We start from the raw sequence: 19,570 nt of genomic DNA, 5'->3' as shown, positions 1-19,570 counted from the left end.
TGAAAATAAATGGCTTTGCGTTCGATTTTATCGAATATATAGCGGTGTTAGCGATTGATCAGTTGTTGCACCACATCTGCACTCAACACATCGGCGTTACGCCGTAATTGTTGGTGCAAATCAGCGAAAGTTGCCAGGGTTTCTTGTGCTGCAGGTGTTAACTGCGTTGCTAATGCTTCTGTTAAGTTTTCAACCGTCGCTTCGTGCTGAGCAAACTCAGGAACTAAACGCTTGCCAGCAAGTAGATTCGGAAGGCTGAAAAACGCCGCTTTGAATAAGCGTTTAATCAGCTGATAACTCAACCAATTAAACTTATAGGCCACAACCATGGGGCGTTTAATTAACATGGCTTCTAAGGTGACCGTACCCGAGGTGAGCAATAGTGCGTCACAGGCCGCCATGGTGGTACGTGACGCGCCATCAATAATGGTCAATGGTAACTGCGGTGCAAATTGCTGCTGTAAGGCACGAAACTGTGCCGCTCTTGCCGAGCTTATCATGGGGGTGACAAAACGAAGATGAGGCTGACGCTGCAGTAATTGCTGCGCCACCTGTAAAAATAACGGCGCCATGCGCGCAATTTCGCCCTTACGGCTACCGGGTAAAATGCCCACCCAAGTTGCGTCGGCATCAAGATCAACCTCTGCGCGAGCCTGTCGCTTATCCCACACTGCTGGAATGCTATCGGCTAAAGGGTGCCCCACAAAAGTTGCTGGTAGGTTATGTTGATCATAAAAGGCTTTTTCAAAAGGCAATAAACAAAAAACATGATCAACCGATTGCTTAATGCCGTGTATACGGCCCTGGCGCCACGCCCATACCGAGGGGCTCACATAATGAACGGTAGTTATGCCGGCTGCTTTAACCTTTTTTGCAATAGGTAGATTAAAATCTGGTGCATCAATACCTATAAAAATATCAGGCCGGCGTTCCAAAAAGGTATTGACCAAAAACCTTCTGTGCCGAAGTAGCTTAAACAAGCTACCGAGTACTTCAGCAATACCCATCACCGCCAAGTCGTCCATTGGTACCAAGCTGGTAAGCCCTTCCGCTTGCATTAACGGCCCACCCACACCAATAAATTCGGCGTTGGGGTACCGCTGCCGCAATTCACGAAGCATGCCAGAACCAAGTAAATCGCCGGAGTGTTCCCCGGCGATAACGGCAATTAAAGGCGCATATTTTGACATGATATTCAGAAGGTTATCGAATAATGCCGCGCTGGCTGCTCAACACAAACTGAATCAAGGGGGTTAATTCAGTATCGGCATCAAGCTCGCGCATTTTTTGTACCGCTTCTTCAACGGTTAAACCTTGGCGATAGAGCAGCTTAAACGCGCGTTTAATATTGAGAATTTGATTCGGCTGAAAACCACGACGTTTCAAACCTTCAGCATTAATGGTTCGCGGTGCGGCATTATGGCCCTGCGCCATAATGTAGGGTGGTATATCCTGCACCACCACAGAATTTACTGCAGTAAAGGCATGCGCGCCAATATGGCAAAACTGATGCACCCCAGTAAAACCACCCAAAATCGCCCAGTCGCCAACATGCACATGGCCTGCCAACGTGGTGTTATTGGCTAAAATAACGTTGTCACCAACCATGCAGTCGTGCGCAACATGCACATATGCCATCAGCAGGTTATCGCTACCAATTTGGGTTAAACCTTGGTCTTGCACGGTGCCACGATGAATGGTTACACATTCACGAATAATATTATTGTCGCCAATAACCAAACGCGTTGGTTCACCATTGTATTTTTTGTCTTGGCAATCTTCACCAACCGACGCGAATTGGAAAATTCGGTTGTTTTTGCCTAACACCGTCGGCCCACGCAATACTACATGCGGCCCAATAACGCAGTTGTCACCAACTTCAACATCGGCTCCAACAATAGTGTAAGGACCAATTTCAACGTTTTTGCCAATACGTGCTGATGAATCAATAATCGCGGTTGGATGAATCACTTACACTTCCCTTCTTGCGCAAATAATATCGCAGCTACACGCCAGTTCACCGTCAACGACCGCGGTTCCCTTAAACACCCAAATTCCACGGCGCTCTTTCTCAAAGGTGACATGCAAATTAAGCGTGTCACCCGGCAACACTTGGCGTTTGAAACGTGCATTGTCAATGCCCGCAAACAAGTATAGGTCATTTGAGCCCGGCTTGCTCGACGTGATCTTAAACCCGAGTAGCCCTGCCGCCTGTGCTAACGCTTCTAGAATGAGCACACCAGGGAAAATTGGATTTTCTGGAAAGTGGCCGGTAAAAATAGGTTCGTTGACCGATACGTTTTTTACTGCGTGAATACTTGTCTTGTGATCACAAGCCACAACCTTATCGACCAGCAAAAAGGGATATCGATGCGGCAATAAACTCAGTATTTCTTTAATATCAAATGCGCCGTTATCAGACAAAGCGTCATCCTCGTTAGTTATTCTTGTTCAAGTTGTTTTTCAATTTTCTTCACGCGCTGAAACAGGTCATCTAATTGACGATAACGTGCGCCATTACGACGCCATTCACGTTGTGGTGCAGCCGGAATACCTGACGCATATGCGCCCGGCTCGGTAATTTCTTTAATAACCATAGAAAAACCACTTATTTGCACGTCGTCGCAAATAGAAATGTGGCCGTTAATGGCACTTGCGCCGCCAATTAAGCAACGTTTACCAATTCGGCTACTCCCTGCTAAAACCGTGCATCCAGCAATGGCCGTGTCTTCGTCAATAAATGCGTTATGCGCAATTTGACACTGATTATCAATGATTACACCATTGCTAATAACCGTATCATCAAGAGCGCCGCGGTCAATTGTAGTGCTCGCACCAATATCAACACGGTCGCCAATAACCACGCGCCCCAGCTGTGGAATTTTTATCCACTTACCGCCTTCATTCGCCCAGCCAAAGCCATCTGCGCCAATTACAGTACCGGCATGAATTAAGCAATGCTCACCAATAACGCAGTTGTGATAAATAACCACATGCTGCCACAACTGTGTATGTGCACCGATTTTCGTTTGCGGCCCAACATAACAGCCAACTCCAATGGTGACATTATCGCCAAGCTCGACACCTTCAGCAATCACACTGTTGGCGCCGATCGCAACATTTTGCCCAACTTTTACTGAGGTATGCACCTGTGCTGACGGATGCACACCTGCAGCCGCTGCTGAAGGAGTGGTATCCAGTAATTGCGCAGCTTTGGCAAAACCCGCGTACGGGTTACGCATGCGTAAACCAGTAATATCTGACGGTAACTCAACATCCGGCGCGCAAATAACCGCACTTGCCTGAGTTGTGTCTAATTGACTGCGATATTTTGCATTGGCTAAAAACGCAATATGCCCCGGCTGAGCCGAGGCAAGCGTTGCGACACCTTTGATAGGCAAAGAAGCATCGCCGTGCACCTCTGCCCCTATTGCTTCAGCAAGCTGCTGCAATGTCAGTGTTTGCATTAACTTAGTTTCCACCTGTCATTTTTTTCAAAACGTCGTCGGTCAAATCGAAGTTCTCGTTTGCATAAACTAACGAATTTGAACTCAGCACAACGTCATACTGTTGCTCACTCGCTAATGCTTGAGCATTACGCATAACACCCGCCATTAATTGATCACGCAACTCGTTACCGCGGCGTTGCATATCTTCGCGTAAGCCTTTGGTTTTCACTTGGCGTGTTGCATCAAGTAACTCAAGTTCGCGGCTCATGTCTTGCATTTCGCGTTGCGACATAATTTTAGAGTCACGTTCGGCTTTCTCTTGCAAGGCTTGCATTTTGCCTTCAATTTCTTCGATTTCTGAAATGCGACCTTTAAATTCTTCTTGAACTTGTTGTTCAAGATTACGCGCCTGCGGCAAGTTAATGAGAACTTGCTGCATATTTACGTAACCGATTTTTTGTTGTGCTTCAGCTGCGTTAGCAAATAAAGCTGTTGATAACAGCGCTGCAGCAATACTAGTTTTTACCATTTTATTCACGATTAACTCCTCGAACTATTATTTTAGAATGTTGTTCCAATATTAAATGAGAACGTTTGCGTACGATCGCCCTCTTCTGTTTTCAGTGGTCGGCCCAATGATACTGTCAATGGCCCCATCGGCGATAACCACTGTACCGAAATGCCCGCAGAAACGCGATAACGTGATGGATCGCTGTAATCATCCAGTGCATACGACTGTGGCGTTAATTGCAACCGGCTATATTCGTCATAATTGAACTCTGTGTCCCAAACGTTCCCGACATCAACGTAAACACTGGTACGTATTGTGTTTCTATTTTCTTCAGAAATAAACGGTGTTGGCACAATAAGCTCTACACCAGCAACAAACATGGCGTTACCACCCACCGAGTATTGACTTACTGACAGCATATCGGAGCCAGCACCAGCTGGGAACTCGGTAGGCACACCGAAATAACCACCAGGGCCCGGAACTACTGTCGGATAACGGTAGACGGCTCTCGGCCCCACGGTATTAGCTTCGAAACCACGTAAATTATCCTGCCCACCTATGCGGAAGTTTTCATAGAACGGGAACAAGTAATCGTTGTTGTTCTCATCTTGACCATAACCGTTTCCGTAGCCAAATTTGAAACGCGTCATAAATACCCAGTCATGATTATCAGTTATAGGTACATATTGACGGAATTGATAATTCACACGGAAATAATTGATATCGCTATTTGGTGTAGAAGCCTCAAGTTGCAACGAGTTTTGCGTACCTGCCGTTGGGTAAACCCCACGGTTTAAGGTGACGCGACTAATACCCGTCGACAATTCAAAAATATCAAATGCGACACCTGAATTGGGATCTTGCTGGTTAACGTATGGACGATAAAACCGAGTAACCTGATCATAGCCTTCTACATCGTTGATTTCTTCATTACGATAAGTCATACCCAAGTTAAGGCTAGTCACCTCATTGACAGGGAAACTTAACGAACCACCCACACCATATTGCTTTTTGTTATAGCGAATAAAGTTATCAAGGTTACCGGCTTCAAATTCGCTCATGTACATTTGACCCGATAAATTCACACCATCTTTGGTGAAATAGCGGTCGGTGTACGAAACAGCGGCACTTCGACTAAAACGGTTAGTGTTGATGTTAATCGCAGCGCGGTTACCTGTCCCTAAAAAGTTTTCTTGTGAAATACCAGCGCCAAGTTGGAAGCCTGAGTAATCACCATAACCAATAGTAAAGTTGAAGCTACCTGAAGGCTGTTCTTTTACCGAAATATCGACATCGACACGGTCGTCATAGCCATCGGCTGGTTTGGTTTCGGTTTCAACCGTTTCAAAAAAGCCCAAACGTTCAAGTCGAACTTTACTTTGCTCAATTTGATCTTCATTCAAAGGCGCGCCTTCTAATTGGCGCATTTCACGTCGTAGAACCTCATCTGCGGTAGTGGTATTACCGACAAAATTAATGCGGTTTACATAGATACGTTTACCTGGGTTAATAGAAAACGTGATATCGACTTCGTTACTGTCTTCTTCAATATCAGGAATTGCACGAACCTCTGGATAAGCGTACCCGAAACGACCATAGGTCATTGCAATTGTTTCTTCTAAAAAGGTCATTTCAGCGGCGTTATAACGGGTGCCCGGCTCAATATTAACTATTTTATTAATGAGCTCTTCGCGACCTTTTAAATCACCAATAACGTTCACATTACGAATGTTGTAAATTTCACCTTCGTTCACATTAATTGTAATGTACACGCCTTTACGATCAGGAGTCATACTCACTTGAATTGACTCAATTTGCATATTCAAGTAGCCGCGATTGCGATAAAAGCTCTCTAGCTTTTCTAAATCACCACTTAACTGTTGCTTTTGATAACGTCGCTCACCAATAAAGTTCCACCACGGAAGTTTATCTTTTAATTCAAAATCGAGAGTCAATTCTTCATCGCTGAAACTGGCGTTGCCAACCACATTAATTTGCTGTATTTCAGCTGACTCACCCTCTTGAAAAACTAACTTCAAGCGAACGCGATTACGCGGCAACTCAATAACGTTGACGTTAACCTTGGCGTTGTATTTGCCAACCCCATGAAAAAAGTCTTTTAATGCCGTTTCAATGCCTGAAATAACTGTGCGGTCAAGTTGCTCACCTACCACAATGCCACTGTCTTTCAAGCTGTCCTCAAGCTGGGCCGTCTCTATATCTTTATTACCTTCAAAGTCGATACCAGTAATTGTCGGACGCTCAGTAACTTCAAAAATGAGTGTTCCACCATCGCGTTTTACCACGATATTTTCAAAGTTTGCTGATGAATGCAGGCTGCGAATACTGTTTCGAATTGTGCTTGCATCCACTTCATCACCTACCCGAATAGGAATGTAAGTAAGTGCGGCACCCAGTGCTACGCGTTGTAAGCCGCGTACACGTACATCTTCAACCACGAATGATTCTTGTAATACTTGTGATTCTTCATCGGCGCCCCCAGCAAAACTTTGCATAGGAAGCGAAGCCGCCGCTACTAGGGCGCTTAAAAACAGCTGTTTCAACGTCATTCTGTGCTACTTAATTGTTATGTTGTACATGTTGTTTCATTGCGACAATCGCAAAATATCGTTACTGATTGCAATTGCCATTAATGCAAAAATTAGTATCCCGCCAATGCGGTAACAAACTTCTTGGACACGCTCTGATACCGGTTTACCTCGCACACCTTCAATGGCTAAAAAGGCAAGGTGACCACCGTCTAAAACCGGCAAGGGTACCAGATTAATTATCCCTAAGTTGACACTAATAAGAGCCAGAAACCCTAAAAAATAAACTAAACCGTAACTGGCCGTCGCGCCTGCCCCTTCGGCAATTGCAACCGGCCCACTCAAATTACTGACAGACACGGTGCCAACCAATAACTTGCCAAGCATGTTTACACTGAGCGCCATCAGCTCCCAAGTGCGTTCTGCGCCTTGAAGTAATCCATCGACAATACCGTATTGCTGGGTAAACCGGTACTGTTCTGGGTAAGCTGCAACGGTTGGCTCAACCCCAAGAAACCCGTAACGCTGACCGTTTGCCTCACGGCTTCCTAATTGCACCTGTTGAGTAACTGTTTGCCCGTTGCGCTCAAGCGTTACCCTTACTTCTTGGCCAGCGGCTTGCATAATCAAGTCTCTCGTTTGAGGCCAATCAACTACAGGAGTTCCATCAAACGCAATTATTTTATCGCCAACCTGCAAATTTGCTGCCGCAGCCGGTGAGTCCGGTGCGATATAACTTAACACTAATGACACTTCAGGTCGAAAAGGTTGCAACCCTAACGCAGCATAAGTTGGTTGCTTATTATCTTGTAAACGCCATGCGCCAATCTGCAGTTGATAAGTGCGTTCTCGATTACCATCATCAATGGTTTTCACTTCAACCAAATCATTGCCAAGGGCTGCCGCAAAGCGCAAGTTCACCTGCTGCCAATCAGCTGTTTCAACACCGTCTATGGCGATAATTTCTGCGGGCGTTTGAATACCCGCTTGCGCTGCAATTGAATTTTCTTGAACAGTGCCGACAATTGGTTTTACCGAAGGCACGCCAATAACAAACATCAACCATAATACCGCAATGGCCAAGACAAAATTAGCAATAGGCCCGGCGGCGATAATCGCTGCTCGTTGCCAAACCGTTTTTGAATTGAATGTAACCTGACGTTCGTTTTCACTGACGCTATCAACGCGCTCATCCAACATTCGAACATAACCACCTAGCGGAATAACACCCACTTGATACACGGTGCCATCGCGACCTTGGCGCTGCCAAATCGGTTTACCAAAACCCACGGAGAATGTCAGAACTTTGACGCCACAGCGGCGCGCCACCCAAAAGTGACCAAATTCATGAAAGGTCACTAAAATACCGAGTGTGACCACAAAGGCCCCTAATGACCAAATAATACTACCCATTACTGCATTCGCTCTACGTGTTGCTGCGCCAGCTGGCGCGCTTGCTGATCAAGGCTTATCAATGCCTCTATGCCATCCAAGTGCCCAGCAGTTATTTGTTGTAACACCCTATCACAAACCTGAGCAATAGCGGTGAACGGAATACGTTCTGCTAAGAAAGCTGCCACAGCAATTTCGTTGGCTGCGTTTAATGTGGTGGTGGCCCACTGCCCTTCCCAACACGCATCAATAGCCAACTGCAAACACGGGTATCGCTGTGGCTCGGCAGGCATAAAGGTTAACTCGGCTATTTGCATAAAGTCGAGCGGCTGCACGCCACTGTGAATACGCTCAGGGTAACCTAAACCGTAGGCAATTGGCGTGCGCATATCAGGCTGGCCCAATTGCGCGAGTACAGAGCCGTCAATGTAACTAACCATCGAGTGAATAACGCTCTGCGGATGCACCACAACTTGCAGCTGTTCACGTCGGCAATTAAATAACCAGCGTGCCTCAATATACTCTAAGCCCTTATTGAGCATCGTTGCTGAGTCAACGGAAATTTTCTGGCCCATGGACCAATTCGGATGATTACAAGCTGCTGCCGGAGTCTGTAAAGCCAGCTCAGCAATAGGTAGCTGGCGAAATGGCCCGCCCGAACCAGTGAGTAAGATTTGGTGAATACCTGCGCTCGCTAAGTCAGCATGGCCAAGCGGCTGCTGCACTTCGGCCGGCAAACATTGATAAATGGCGTTATGTTCACTGTCGATGGGGAGTAACTCGGCACTATAATGGGCAACCGCGTCCATAAACAACTGGCCAGACATAACTAAGGCTTCTTTGTTGGCAAGTAACACACGCTTGCCAGCTTGCACAGCAGCCATGGTCGGTAGCAAGCCCGCGGCCCCAACAATGGCAGCCATCACCGTGTCAACTTCGGCAGCCCTTGCCACTTCAGCTAGTGCTTGGGGCCCACTCAGCACTTCTGTTTTTGTTGATAGTGAAGAAATTCGCTCACGCAGCGCTGCGGCAGCGCTTTCATCAGCCATGACCGCATACTGTGGCTGGTGTTGCTCGCATATAATCGCCATCGCATCGACATTACCATTCGCAGTTGCTGCAAACAGCTCAAACCGTTCAGGCTGGTTAGCCATTACTGCTAGGGTATTCTGGCCAATAGAGCCGGTTGCGCCGAGTAAGGTAATGCGTTGCTTCATATCAGGCTAAAAACCACAAATAAGACAGGGTAAAAATAGGCAGCGCTGCGGTTAAACTGTCGATACGATCAAGTATGCCACCATGCCCTGGGAGCAATGAACCACTGTCTTTAACCCCTGCACATCGCTTAAACATACTTTCATTTAAATCGCCAAACACCGAGGCAATAACAGTGACTAAACCGGTGATGTAATAGCCAGAAAACTGCTCTGCAGGAATTTTTAACCAGTGCGCTAGTACCATCATCACCACAAAAGCTAGGGTAATACCGCCACACAGGCCTTCCATAGTTTTACCTGGGCTAACCGCCGGCATTAATTTATTGCGGCCGTATTTAACTCCAGCAAAATAGGCGCCAACGTCGGCGGCCCATACTAGTAGCAACACAAAGAGCACCGCAAAGCCGCCAAATAAGGGCTGCTCGGCATAGTTTAACGAGCGCACAGCAATTAATCCGGCCCAGGCAGGCACTAGCGTTAAGATACCAAACACGCCAACAATAGAGCGCGTACGCGACCAAACTCGACGGCTACGAGGGTAATTAATAACCAGCACAATAGCGACTAACCACCAAACGCAGCCAGCAACAATAAGCCAATGAATAACAGGGGCTAATTCGCCATCCTGCCAAACTTTGTGTAATGGCACCACCCACATAAGCAACGCTAAAACCGCCGCAATAAATACCGTATAGGCAATGCGACCACTACGACGCGTTACGTTCATCAGTGGTGCCCATTCCCATGCGCCAGCTGTCATTAGCAGCAGCACTGCGGCTGCAAACCAAAACAACGGCAAAGCAAAAACCGCATAAAGGGCTAGCGGAATTAAAATAAGCGCAGTGATTAAACGTTGTTTCAGCAAATTATTCCCCGGTTGTCACATCGGTATCTAAAATGGCTTGTTGTAACTGTTCGCTGGTTAACCCAAAACGGCGTTCGCGACAGCTAAAATCAGCAATGGCCGCGGCAAATTCACGGTCATCAAAGTCTGGCCATAGTACCTTACTAAAATAGAACTCTGCATAGGCCAGTTGCCATAACAGAAAATTACTAATTCGGTGTTCGCCACCTGTTCTTATTAACAAATCAGGAATGGGTTGGTCAGCTAGTTCAAGTTGTTCAGCTAACATGGTCTCAGTAATTGCAGTTGGCTCTAACCGCCCTGCTTTTACTTCGGTTGCCAGCTTTTGCGTTGCTTGAACGATATCCCAACGCCCACCGTAATTTGCCGCTATATTTAAATTTAACGCAGTATTTTCCGCCGTTAAAGTTTCAGCCTCGAGCATCTGCTTTTGCAGCCGAGCGCTAAACGCAGACTTGTCACCAACAATTCGTAACCGCACGTTGTGCTTATGTAGCTTCTTCACTTCGCGCTTGAGCACCGTCATAAAAAGCTCCATTAATACTGAAACTTCTTGCTCTGGGCGCTTCCAGTTTTCGCTACTAAACGCAAATAACGTGAGTGACTCAATGCCTTTTTTACGCGCAAACTGCACCGCCGCGCGCACCGCCTCAGCTCCGGCTTTGTGCCCGAAGGTTCGACGTTTGCCGCGCAATTTGGCCCAGCGCCCATTACCATCCATGATAATTGCCACATGTCGCGGCATTTTAATTGTTGAGACTTCCGCTGCTGTCATAGTCATGCCATACAAGAAAAAACGCCGTGCGAGTATACCTGACACGGCGCTATCCACCAACGTGGTTTCAGAGCAACTGCTTAAACTTCCATCAAATCTTTTTCTTTTTCTGCCAGAAGCTCGTCAATTTTCGCAATGTAAGTATCTGTAAGCTTTTGAATTTCTTCCGTACCTTTGCGTTCTTCGTCTTCTGTGATCTCTTTCTCTTTTAATAACTCTTTTAAGTCACTGTTCGCATCACGACGAATATTACGCACCGCTACACGCCCTTGCTCTGCTTCATTGCGCACAACTTTTACCAAGTCGCGGCGACGCTCTTCGGTTAACGGCGGTAACGGCACGCGAATCACCGTGCCAGCTGAAGCTGGGTTTAGCCCCAGGTCAGAAGTCATAATGGCTTTTTCAACCGCACCAGCTGATGATTTGTCAAAAACCGTCAAAGCTAACGTGCGTGAATCTTCAACCGTAATATTGGCCAACTGCTTCAGCGGCGTATCAGCCCCATAATATGGCACCATAACGCCATCTAGAATACTTGGGTGAGCACGCCCGGTGCGCACCTTAGAAATTTGTGAACGCAGCGCTTCTACGCTCTTTTCCATACGCTGTTTAGCGTCTTGTTTAATCTCGTTAATCACGTTTTATTTCCTTTATGCTTGCTCAATCACGCTTTCATTTGCAATGAGTGTACCTTCTTCTTCACCCATAATCACCGCGCGCAAGGCGCCAGGTTTATTCATGTTAAATACCCGAATCGGTAGATTATGGTCGCGCGCTAAGGTAAACGCGGCTAAATCCATTACTTTTAACTGCTTTTGCAGTACCTCAGTATAACTGATTTGACTGTAAAGTTGCGCATTTGGATCTTTCACTGGGTCGGCTGAATAAACGCCATCAACTTTGGTGCCTTTGAGAACTAAATCGGCTTCAATTTCAATACCGCGTAAGCACGCGGCTGAGTCTGTGGTAAAGAACGGATTGCCGGTGCCCGCAGAAAAAATGACGACTCGCCCTGACTTTAACAAGCTAATTGCGTCGGCCCAGTTATAACTGTCACACACACCGTTTAGTTCAATGGCTGACATCAAGCGTGCGTTCACAAATGCACGGTGCAATGCGTCGCGCATGGCCAAGCCGTTCATTACCGTTGCTAGCATACCCATGTGGTCACCAACAACACGGTTCATACCCGCTTTCGCTAAGCCTTCACCGCGGAACAAATTACCGCCACCAATAACCAGGCCTACTTGAACGCCTAGTTCAACAAGTTCTTTAATTTCCTGAGCCATTCGGTCCAGAACTTTTGCATCAATGCCAAAAGGCTCATCGCCCATTAACGCTTCGCCACTTAATTTCAGTAGCACGCGACGGTATGCAGGTTTGGTTGGTGTCATCAGTTCGCTCCATGTTCAGGTTTTTATTGGGTTTTACCCTAAAAAAAACCGCATCCTGCCGAGCAAGATGCGGTTTCTATTATCGACTGTAGCTCGTCGTGGCTAGCGTCATTGGCATTAAGCCTTTTTCGCTGCAGCCATTTGTGCTTGAACTTCAGCAGCAAAGTCTTCTGACTTCTTCTCAATACCTTCGCCCACTTCAAAGCGAACAAAAGTAAGAACGTCAGCGCCTTTTTGCTTCAGCAAGTCAGCAACAGTTATTGACGGATCTTTCACAAACGCTTGACCAGTTAAGCTGATCTCGCCAGTGAATTTACGCATACGGCCTTCAACCATTTTTTCTGCGATGTCTTGTGGCTTGCCACTTTGCATTGCGATATCAAGTTGAATTGCGCGTTCTTTTTCAACAACTTCTGCAGAGACGTCTTCTGGCTTCACAAACTGTGGAGCACTTGCAGCTACGTGCATTGCGATGTCTTTTGCTAAGTCAGCGTCACCGCCAGTAATAGCAACCAACACGCCAATACGACCGCCGTGAACATAAGCTTCTACCAAGTCACCACCTTCAAGAGTGATAACGCGGCGAACGTTCATGTTCTCACCGATTTTCGCAACCAAAGCTTCACGAACTTCTTCAACAGTGCCGTCACCAATGTTAGTCGCTTTAAGCGCTTCAACATCAGAGTGCTTGCTGTTAAATGCAGCGTTGATTACTTTGTCACCGAAAGCTAAGAAGCTTTCGTCACGTGCAACGAAGTCAGTTTCACAGTTCAATTCAACCAAAGTACCTACGTTACCTTCGGTTTTAGTCAGGATTACACCTTCAGCAGCTACGCGACCAGCTTTCTTAGCTGCTTTCGCTTGACCACTTTTACGCATGTTTTCGATCGCCGCGTCGATATCGCCGCCGGTCTCTTCCAATGCTTTTTTGCAATCCATCATGCCAGCGCCAGTGCGCTCGCGCAGTTCTTTAACCAGAGCTGCTGTAATAGCCATGTATTTGTCCTCTAATCAGATGACTTTATTCAGTTTCTTCAGCTTCAACGAAATCGTCAGCTTTGCCTTCAACAACGGCGCCACGCGCGTCGTTAATAGCAGCAGCTGCAGCGTTCAGGTACAACTGTACCGCACGAATCGCATCGTCGTTACCAGGAATTACGTAATCAACGCCATCAGGGTTTGAGTTGGTATCAACAACCGAGATAACTGGAATACCCAAGTTATTCGCTTCTTTAATTGCAATGTGCTCGTGATCAGCATCAATTACAAACAATACGTCTGGCAAGCCAGCCATATCTTTAATACCGCCAAGGCTCTTCTCAAGCTTTTCCATTTCGCGGGTGTTAACCAACGCTTCTTTCTTGGTCAGCTTTTCGAAAGTACCGTCTTGGCTCATGGTTTCAAGTTCTTTTAAGCGCTTGATTGACTGACGAACTGTTTTCCAGTTAGTCAACATACCACCTAACCAACGATGGTTAACAAAGAACTGGTTACAGCTCACTGCAGCTTCTTGAACTGGCTGAGATGCCGCACGCTTAGTACCAACAAACAAAATTTTACCTTTGTTTGCAGCAACGTGTTGCAAGAAGTTCAACGCGTCGTTGAACATCGGCACAGTTTTCTCAAGGTTGATGATATGAATCTTGTTACGCGCGCCAAAAATGAACGGCTTCATTTTTGGGTTCCAGAAACGGGTTTGGTGACCAAAATGTACACCAGCTTTCAGCATGTCACGCATTGACACGTTTGCCATGATCTTTTTCCTTTTTAAGGGGTTATGCCTCCATACATCCCATAGTTCGACCCATACTCTGCAACCATGTTAGCCGCTAGATTTTGGGCACCCCGACCTATGTGTCGATGTATGTGTGTGTTTAAGTTAGTTTTTGCAATTAAAAATTGCGGGCGCTTTATACCATAAACAAAGCCTATAAATCAAGTTTTTCAGCGCTTCACGACCACCCTCTTTATTGGTAAACTAGCGCAATATTTTACGGCTTGGCTTCACATTGAAGCACCGAAACTGCGTAGGGATTATTAACACCTCATGAGCATTACCATAAAAACGCCTGAAGAAATCGAAAAAATGCGTGCTGCAGGTAAGTTGGCAGCCGACGTTTTAGAAATGATTGGCCCATATATTAAAGCCGGTGTCACCACCGACGAAATTAATCAAATTTGTCACGATTATATCGTCGATCACGGTGCTATTCCTGCGCCACTGAATTACCACGGGTTTCCAAAATCGGTTTGTACCTCGTTAAATCATGTGGTGTGTCACGGCATACCGAACGAAAAGCCACTCAAAGAAGGCGACATTCTGAACCTTGATGTGACCGTAAAGCTAAATGGTTATCATGGCGATACATCAAAAATGTTTGTCGTTGGTAAGCCAAGTATTTTAGCAGAACGCCTTATTCGGGTTACCCAAGAGTCACTGTACATGGCCATAAAAATGGTTAAGCCGGGTATGCGAACGGGCGATTTCGCAGCCGTTATTCAAAAGCATGCCGAACAACATGGGTATTCTATTGTGCGTGAATATTGCGGTCACGGCATTGGTGCAGTGTTTCATGAAGAGCCACAAATTTTGCACTACGGTACCGCGGGTACAGGCGACTTATTAAAACCGGGCATGTGTTTTACCATTGAACCTATGGTCAATGCCGGCAAACGCCATACAAAACTCATGCGCGACGGTTGGACGGTGTTAACCAAAGACCGTAGTTTAAGCGCGCAGTGGGAGCACACCTTGCTGGTGACCGAAGATGGTGTTGAAGTCTTAACTTTACGCAGCGACGAAGACCTGCCGCGTATTATTCGCCACACCAACTAAGCCCATGTCTCATAGCGCTCCACCTAACTGGCCAATCACGGTCACATTAGCCACGGGGCGCGAATGCCTTGAAGCTTATCAAGCATGGTCCGCCGAAGCCTTTATCGCCGCTGATATCGATTATCTTCTGGCCCACCGCAGCAAATTTATTGATCAGTTGTTAACACAGCTTTGGGTGCAGTCTGAACTACCTGATTCGGCGATAAGCCTTATTGCTGTGGGAGGCTATGGTCGCGGCACCTTGCATCCGCAATCTGACATTGACTTGCTATTTTTACATCAGCAGCCACTCTCGGCTGAACAAGAACAAATAATTAGTCAGTTTGTGCAAATGCTTTGGGACTTACGCCTAGACGTTGGCCACAGTGTACGCACCCCAAGTCAATGTTTGGAGCAGGCAGCAACTGACGTGACAGTTGCCACGAGCCTGTTGGAGCAACGCTACATATGCGGCGACAATGTCCTTGCCGAGCGTTTTTTATGGCAAATGCAACGCGAGTTTCCATGGACAAGTCGCGCTTTCTACCAAGCAAAATACGAAGAACAACAACAGCGGCATCAACGTTATCACGGTACCTCGTATAACCTTGAACCGAACGTGAAAAGCAACCCAGGTGGGCTGCGCGACATTCAAACCATTGGTTGGATAGCTAAACGCCATTTTCATACACAAAGTGACGAAAGCCTCGTGCAACATGGCTATATCAGTGCCGAAGAGCTGCTTGAGCTGCGCGAATACCAGCAATTGCTGGGCCGTATTCGCTTTGCACTGCACTTAGAAGCAAACAAAAAAGAAGATCGCTTATTGTTTGACTATCAACCGGGCGTCGCGGCTCGGTTAGGTTATGGCCAGCCCGGAAAACGTGCGGTTGAAGCCATGATGAAAGACTATTTTAATGCCGTCGTCGGGGTGACTGAACTAAACGACATGTTGCTACAATTTTTTGAGCAAACCATTTTAGGCCGTAGCACCGAACCTAAACCGCGCCCCCTCAATGAGCACTTCGAAGCCATTGGCAGTTTAATTGCAGCTCGCCACGACAGCGTGTTTGAAAACCGACAAAACCTGCTTCATTGCATGTTGTTGGTGGCTCAAAACCCGCACATTAAACATTTGCAAGCACACACCATTCGTTTACTACGTGAAGCGCGGCGACAACTACGCCAGCCTCTCAACTCAGATCCTGAATGTCGCCAACTTTTCATGCAGCTATTAAGGCACCCACAAGGCTGTGGCGCGGCTTTTCGGCTTATGCATAAACACCAGTTGCTGGCGAATTACTTGCCCCAGTGGCAACAAATTGTCGGGCAAATGCAGTTTGACTTATTCCATGCTTACACTGTCGATGAACACACATTCCGGTTAGTACGCAACTTATACCGCTACCAAAATGAAGACGCTGAGCAAGAATTTCCATTATGTGCGGCCATTGTCAAACGTATGGACAAGCCCGAACTTCTATTTTTAGCGGGTATTTTTCATGATATTGCTAAAGGCCGCGGCGGTGACCACTCCGAGCTTGGCGAAGTTGACGCTTTAAATTTCGCGCGCCAACATGAACTACCAGACGCCGATGGCGAACTGATTGCTTGGTTGGTTCGTCACCACTTAATCATGTCTGTAACCGCACAAAAACGCGATATTCACGACCCCGAGGTTGTACGTGATTTTGCCGCCACAGTGAAAACCCAGCGGCGGCTTGATTATTTATATTGCTTAACTGTGGCCGATATTCGTGCCACAAACAGCAGCTTGTGGAATAATTGGAAAGCCTCTTTACTAGAAAACCTATACCAAGCAACCACCCAATTTTTAGCCACCAGCAAAACTTCTGCGGCTAATGAAATGCGTCAGCGAGTGCACCAGCATCAAGCCCATGCCATGGGGTTACTATTGAGCTTGGGTTTTAGCGCACAATCCATAAACGAATTATGGAGCCGCTTTACCGCCGATTATTTTTTGCGGCACCAGCCAGAGCAAATAGCTTGGCACTCACAATATATTTTGCCCCTGCAAGACGATGAACAGTTGCCTCTCATACTAGTTGGTGACGAGTCAAACCAAGGCACAACCGAGCTATTTGTGTACCACTTGGAACATGAAAACCTATTTGCTGCAGTGGCTGCTGTGCTCGACAGCCAAGCCTTGAGTATTCACGATGCACAAATTCTTGCTACGCGTGACGGCTACGTGATGGATACCTTCGTTGTGTTACAAGACGATGGCGAGCCATTAACCGATGTGCGTCGAATAGAGTCGCTAAAACAGCAGTTGCACGATGTATTACGGCAACGTCAGCCAGCGCCGAGTGCTCACCGTCGTCTACCACGGCAATTACGTAACTTTACCGTAACCACCAAGGTGGAGTTTGTCAGTGAACGTAACCCTCGGCGAACCGCATTTGAGTTAACCGCGTTAGATCGCCCTGGCTTAGTTGCTCGGGTAGCAAAAGTGCTACAACAACTGGACTTAAATATACTAACCGCTAAAATCACCACGGTTGGCGAGCAAGCCGAAGATTTATTCATTGTTACCACTCGCCGTAACGAGGCACTTAGCGATGAACAAAAGCAACAGTTAAAGAAACAAATCGTTGCCGCGTTAAACCGCTAATACGGTGACAAATCATCAAGAAAATAGGAACCGCTATGAGCAGTATACAAGCACGCATTGAAGCCGCATTTGAACAGCGCGCGGACATTTCTCCAAGCCGTGTACCGGCTGAATTACAACGCGACTTAACCGAAGTGATTCAAAAAATTGACCAAGGCGAATATCGCGTCGCCGAAAAAATTGACGGCCAATGGGTGGTTAACGAGTGGCTTAAAAAAGCAGTATTACTGTCGTTTCGCACGCAAGACAACCACGTGATGAACGGCGGCGAAACCCGTTTTTTTGACAAGGTCGATAGCAAATTCATTGGTTATGACGACGCCCGCTTCCGTGCTGAAGGCATGCGCGTCGTACCGCCAGCCATGGTGCGCAAAGGCGCATTTATTGGTCGCAACGTGGTGTTAATGCCGTCTTACGTGAATATCGGCGCCTATGTGGGCGAAGGCACCATGGTTGATACCTGGGCAACCGTTGGCTCATGTGCGCAAATTGGTAAAAACGTGCATTTGTCAGGTGGTGTTGGTATTGGCGGTGTACTTGAACCGTTGCAAGCCGCACCGACCATTATTGAAGATAACTGCTTTATTGGGGCCCGCTCAGAAATTGTCGAAGGCGTAATTGTGGAAGAAGGCGCGGTTATTTCGATGGGCGTTTACATTGGCCAAAGTACACGAATTTATGACCGTGAAACCGGTGAGATTCATTATGGCCGCGTACCGGCAGGCGCCGTGGTGGTACCAGGCTCCCTGCCAGCTAAAGACGGTTCACACAGCTTATATGCTGCAATTATTGTGAAAAAAGTTGACGCCAAAACACGCGCCAAAGTCGGTATTAATGAGCTTTTACGCGCAGCCGAATAAACTATTCGGCAAACGGCTTTAATAACTCATTGGGAATAGGCAGTTCAATACGAACTGCCTTTTTTGTGTGCGGGTGTTCAAACGCTAAAGTAGTAGCCGCCAACATGAGTCGTTGAAGACCAAAATGCTCTCTGAAAAACCGGTTGTGGCGGCCATCACCATGGTTACTGTCACCAATTATTGGGTGGCGCAAGTGCGACATATGCCGGCGCAACTGATGTTTGCGCCCAGTTTTGGGGGTTAATTCCATTAACGAATAACGCGACGTTGCGTGCTTTTTGCTGACCGCGAAAGGTAATTCAATTTGCTGTAGGCAACGGTACTCGGTGACCGCTGACTGCGCTTCTTTGTTTTGATCGGCTAGCTTGTCAGCTATTTTATCCAGCTCTTCTTTTAGTGGGTAATCAACTACCCCATCGGTTAAATAACCACGCACCACCGCATGATAAATCTTGAGCACCTGGCGCTCGGCAAATTGCTCGGTCATCAGGCGCGCGGTGTCTGGGTCTTTAGCAAAGAGTAAAATGCCTGAAGTAGGTCGATCAAGACGATGCACAGGATACACGCGCTGACCAATTTGGTCGCGCACTCGCTGCAGGGCGAACTCGGTCGCCTCGCGCGCTATCCAGCTACGATGAACCAATAAGCCACTAGGCTTATCCACCGCCACTAACACATCATCATGGTATAAAACCGAAAGCGCGTCGGGCAAATCAGACATCGTCAGCCAAGGGGTCGGCCCCACTGAGTAAAATATCAAACTCACGTAGCGAAGCGATTAAGCCTTCATGATGCTCAAGTTCTTCGCGATACACATGCGTTGCCATAGGGCTAACCGCAATGTTTTGCGGTAACGGATGCTCACCATCAAGCATCGCCCACATGCGCGGCAACATAATAAATTGCAACCATTGATGAAAATCAAGAGTATCCATCGCAAATGGCTCGGTGCTAGCTAAAGCCTGCGATGACGGATAATGACTTTGCCATAAGCCCAAACAATTTAGTTCGGCTTCTATTCGTTCAAGTAAACGAGCAGCTCGTTGTCGTTGGTCCATGACTACCTCCACGACTTATTTTAGTTATAATGGGCGACATCTTTAAGCAA

Annotated in this window: 19 protein-coding genes; 3 read left to right on the top strand and 16 right to left on the bottom strand. The window is 47.0% G+C overall.

What is annotated here, in order from left to right; translation table 11 throughout:
• Positions 1–47 precede the first annotated feature (47 nt).
• The 14 genes from lpxB to rpsB all read right to left on the bottom strand — a co-directional run bounded on the left by lpxB (position 48) and on the right by rpsB (position 13,905).
• The gene (gene lpxB, locus BM334_RS04615) at positions 48–1,190 is read right to left on the bottom strand and encodes a lipid-A-disaccharide synthase (RefSeq protein WP_092838484.1); all 1,143 of its coding nucleotides are present in this window, start codon (positions 1,188–1,190) and stop codon (positions 48–50) included.
• A gap of 13 nt (positions 1,191–1,203) precedes the next feature.
• The gene (gene lpxA / locus BM334_RS04610; RefSeq protein ID WP_092838481.1) at positions 1,204–1,971 is read right to left on the bottom strand and encodes an acyl-ACP--UDP-N-acetylglucosamine O-acyltransferase; all 768 of its coding nucleotides are present in this window, start codon (positions 1,969–1,971) and stop codon (positions 1,204–1,206) included.
• Positions 1,972–2,424 carry a 3-hydroxyacyl-ACP dehydratase FabZ gene (gene fabZ, locus BM334_RS04605; protein ID WP_092838478.1) on the bottom strand — a complete coding sequence of 151 codons (453 nt, stop codon included), beginning with the start codon at positions 2,422–2,424 and terminating at the stop codon, positions 1,972–1,974.
• A gap of 17 nt (positions 2,425–2,441) precedes the next feature.
• Positions 2,442–3,467 (bottom strand): UDP-3-O-(3-hydroxymyristoyl)glucosamine N-acyltransferase, encoded by a 1,026-nt coding sequence (gene lpxD, locus BM334_RS04600; protein ID WP_092838475.1) that lies wholly within the window; start codon positions 3,465–3,467, stop codon positions 2,442–2,444.
• Positions 3,468–3,471: 4 nt separating this feature from the next.
• The gene (locus BM334_RS04595) at positions 3,472–3,978 is read right to left on the bottom strand and encodes an OmpH/Skp family outer membrane protein (RefSeq protein WP_241970918.1); all 507 of its coding nucleotides are present in this window, start codon (positions 3,976–3,978) and stop codon (positions 3,472–3,474) included.
• Positions 3,979–4,010: 32 nt separating this feature from the next.
• Positions 4,011–6,530, bottom strand: a complete 2,520-nt coding sequence (bamA, locus tag BM334_RS04590) for an outer membrane protein assembly factor BamA (protein WP_092838468.1) — start codon at positions 6,528–6,530, stop codon at positions 4,011–4,013.
• A gap of 36 nt (positions 6,531–6,566) precedes the next feature.
• Entirely contained in the window at positions 6,567–7,922 is a 1,356-nt protein-coding gene (rseP, locus tag BM334_RS04585) for a sigma E protease regulator RseP (RefSeq protein ID WP_092838465.1), read from the bottom strand.
• Positions 7,922–9,118: a 1-deoxy-D-xylulose-5-phosphate reductoisomerase gene (gene ispC / locus BM334_RS04580; protein WP_092838462.1), complete on the bottom strand. Its 1,197-nt coding sequence runs from the start codon at positions 9,116–9,118 to the stop codon at positions 7,922–7,924. Before ispC ends, rseP begins: the two co-directional genes overlap by 1 nt.
• A gap of 1 nt (position 9,119) precedes the next feature.
• Entirely contained in the window at positions 9,120–9,983 is an 864-nt protein-coding gene (locus tag BM334_RS04575) for a phosphatidate cytidylyltransferase (protein WP_092838459.1), read from the bottom strand.
• 1 nt (position 9,984) lies between these two features.
• A complete protein-coding gene (uppS, locus tag BM334_RS04570; protein WP_092838456.1) occupies positions 9,985–10,764 on the bottom strand; it encodes a polyprenyl diphosphate synthase in 780 nt (259 codons plus the stop codon).
• Positions 10,765–10,838: 74 nt separating this feature from the next.
• Positions 10,839–11,360, bottom strand: coding sequence for a ribosome recycling factor (gene frr / locus BM334_RS04565; RefSeq protein WP_417664168.1), 522 nt, complete (start codon positions 11,358–11,360; stop codon positions 10,839–10,841).
• Between the two features lie 48 nt (positions 11,361–11,408).
• The gene (gene pyrH, locus BM334_RS04560; protein WP_092838450.1) at positions 11,409–12,152 is read right to left on the bottom strand and encodes a UMP kinase; all 744 of its coding nucleotides are present in this window, start codon (positions 12,150–12,152) and stop codon (positions 11,409–11,411) included.
• Positions 12,153–12,269: 117 nt separating this feature from the next.
• Positions 12,270–13,148, bottom strand: coding sequence for a translation elongation factor Ts (tsf, locus tag BM334_RS04555; RefSeq protein WP_092838446.1), 879 nt, complete (start codon positions 13,146–13,148; stop codon positions 12,270–12,272).
• 25 nt (positions 13,149–13,173) lie between these two features.
• Positions 13,174–13,905: a 30S ribosomal protein S2 gene (rpsB, locus tag BM334_RS04550; protein WP_092838443.1), complete on the bottom strand. Its 732-nt coding sequence runs from the start codon at positions 13,903–13,905 to the stop codon at positions 13,174–13,176.
• Between the two features lie 294 nt (positions 13,906–14,199).
• Here rpsB and map point away from each other — a divergent pair, with 294 nt between their 5' ends.
• From map to dapD, 3 genes are read left to right on the top strand one after another with little or no spacing between them, the layout of a single operon-like run.
• Positions 14,200–14,988 (top strand): type I methionyl aminopeptidase, encoded by a 789-nt coding sequence (gene map / locus BM334_RS04545; protein WP_092838440.1) that lies wholly within the window; start codon positions 14,200–14,202, stop codon positions 14,986–14,988.
• A 4-nt stretch (positions 14,989–14,992) separates the two neighbouring features.
• Positions 14,993–17,602 (top strand): [protein-PII] uridylyltransferase, encoded by a 2,610-nt coding sequence (glnD, locus tag BM334_RS04540; protein WP_092838437.1) that lies wholly within the window; start codon positions 14,993–14,995, stop codon positions 17,600–17,602.
• A gap of 35 nt (positions 17,603–17,637) precedes the next feature.
• Positions 17,638–18,462, top strand: a complete 825-nt coding sequence (gene dapD / locus BM334_RS04535) for a 2,3,4,5-tetrahydropyridine-2,6-dicarboxylate N-succinyltransferase (RefSeq protein ID WP_055438067.1) — start codon at positions 17,638–17,640, stop codon at positions 18,460–18,462.
• Between the two features lies 1 nt (position 18,463).
• Here dapD and truC read toward each other — a convergent pair whose 3' ends face one another.
• Complete coding sequence (gene truC, locus BM334_RS04530) at positions 18,464–19,183, bottom strand: tRNA pseudouridine(65) synthase TruC (RefSeq protein ID WP_092838434.1); 720 nt, start codon at positions 19,181–19,183, stop codon at positions 18,464–18,466.
• Positions 19,176–19,520, bottom strand: coding sequence for a YqcC family protein (locus BM334_RS04525; RefSeq protein ID WP_055438069.1), 345 nt, complete (start codon positions 19,518–19,520; stop codon positions 19,176–19,178). Before BM334_RS04525 ends, truC begins: the two co-directional genes overlap by 8 nt.
• Between the last annotated feature and the right edge of the window lie 50 nt (positions 19,521–19,570).

The sequence above is a fragment of the Pseudidiomarina donghaiensis genome, from assembly GCF_900116895.1.
Classification (GTDB): Bacteria; Pseudomonadota; Gammaproteobacteria; order Enterobacterales; family Alteromonadaceae; genus Pseudidiomarina; species Pseudidiomarina donghaiensis.
Note: the sequence above shows the minus strand (reverse complement) of the source record. Positions and strands in the feature narration are given on the sequence as shown.